This is a genomic window from bacterium, assembly GCA_021372775.1.
In the GTDB taxonomy this organism is placed as follows: Bacteria; Acidobacteriota; Polarisedimenticolia; order J045; family J045; genus JAJFTU01.
The window spans coordinates 1-1,762 of sequence record JAJFTU010000439.1; the positions used below are offsets into that span (position 1 = coordinate 1).

The window sequence follows — 1,762 nt, forward strand, 5'->3', positions numbered from 1 at the left end:
GAAGCTCCTCGCGCGCCACGCTCCGTCGGGCGACTGCCCCGACTGCCGGCGGCTCGAGGACGCGCTGCTCCACACGATCGACACGCTGCGCCGCACCAAGAACAGCTTCAAGTCGAAGGAGCTCGGCCAACTCCGCCGCGATCTCGAGATACTTCTGAAAAAACCGTAGGGGCGGCCGGCGCGTCCCGGTTGTCGTGTCCCCGCTCAGGATCCCTCCGCGCCCGCCGCCCGACGTGGACCTCGCAAAACACTGCCTTTGCGTTTCGTCGCGCACTGCCCGCGGGTCTCGGCGCGCACTGCCCTCGCGTGTCGCGGGACGCGCGTCGTGCGGCGGGGGCGGCGGCTCCGCCACGGGGCAACGGCTCGCCGCCGCCCCCGCACGCCCGACGCGCTGTCGTGTTCGGTTGCGCGCAACGCTGATTGCCTGCGGGGGGATGGTCCTTGTTGGATGGTTCGTGCGTCTCGGGTCGCCTCGCGCCGCGGCCTTGGTTCGCGGTCGCTTCGGCGCGCTCGGCGTCGAGGCGTCAGGGCGCGTGTCCGTCGATGGGCGCGCCTCGCGCGGCGGGGGGCGGCGGCTCCGCGACGGGGCAATGCTCCGCCGCCGCCCCCCGCGGCACGACCCGCTCGTCGTGTTCGAGGCCGCGATCGCGACGGGCGACGACGGGCGTGTAGGGGCGGCGGGCGCGGAGGGATCCTGAGCGGACGGATGATCGGCGGGATGCGTCAACCGCCCCGGCGCGCAATCCGCGGCGCGCGGCTGTCGTATTTCCCTTGTCAACCGCGTCCGCGCGTCGCGCGTCTTTCTGAACGATCCGCGCGGTTGGACCGTCGCGGATGGAAGGAGACTTCGATGCGCTTTCTTGCCATCGCCTTTGCCGCCGCGCTCTTTCCCGTCGCCCTTGCCCAAACCGCGCCCGCGCCTCCGGCGCCGACGCCGGCTCCGGCGCCGAGCCCCGAACTCCGGCAGGACCGCCGCGACCTGCGGCAGGACAAGCGGGACCGTCGTCAGGACGTCCGCGACGTGCGGCAGGACCGCCGCGATCTGCGGCAGGACAAGCAGGACCGCCGGCAGGACGTCCGCGACGTGAGGAAGGACGAAAAGCAGCTCGCGCAGGACAAGGCGAGCGGGGCCCCCGCGGCGCAGGTCCGTCAGGACCGTCGCGACGTCCGGCAGGACGCGCGGGACGTGCGGCGCGACACGCGCGACGTGCGCCAAGACCGCCGCGACGTCGCCCGCGACAAGCGCGACGTCCGCCAGGACACCCGCGACATCCGCAAGGACCGCCGCGACATCCGCCGCGACAAATAACCGACGATCGTACGGGAGGCTGGCGCGCCCCGACGATCGTTCGCGGGCTCAGGAGTCCTCCGCGCCTGCCTCCCGTGCTGCGATACGCGAATCCTTGCCTTTCGGCGCCGACGGCAATATTCCGCGTGAATCACGTCGGGAGGCAGGCGCGGTGGTGGCTTGAGCTCGGACGCGGAAATCGGGGCGCGCCAGCCTCCCCTACGGACCAAAGGCAAGGTTCCGCGTGAATCACGTCGGGAGGCAGGCGCGGTGGCGTCTTGAACTCGGACGCGGAAATCGGGGCGCGCCAGCCTCCCCTACGGGCCGTCGGTTATTCGCCGTAGCGGGCGATCGTGCGCTCGATCGCGCGGGCGCAGACCGGGCAGAACGGCTTGGCGCCCTTGGTGAACATGATGCAGTCGAGCGCCGGGCGGTAGAAGCCGTGCGCGATGTAGTTCGCCCCCTCGAACGCCC

At 72.1% G+C, this 1,762-nt stretch carries 2 protein-coding genes; one reads left to right on the forward strand and one right to left on the reverse strand.

What is annotated here, in order from left to right; translation table 11 throughout:
- The first annotated feature begins 850 nt into the window (after positions 1–850).
- A complete protein-coding gene (locus LLG88_15080; protein ID MCE5248230.1) occupies positions 851–1,309 on the forward strand; it encodes a hypothetical protein in 459 nt (152 codons plus the stop codon).
- 310 nt (positions 1,310–1,619) lie between these two features.
- On the opposite strand, the gene LLG88_15085 is transcribed toward LLG88_15080, so the two are convergent.
- The coding region (locus LLG88_15085; GenBank protein MCE5248231.1) for a M64 family metallopeptidase at positions 1,620–1,762 on the reverse strand (143 nt) is incomplete at its 5' end.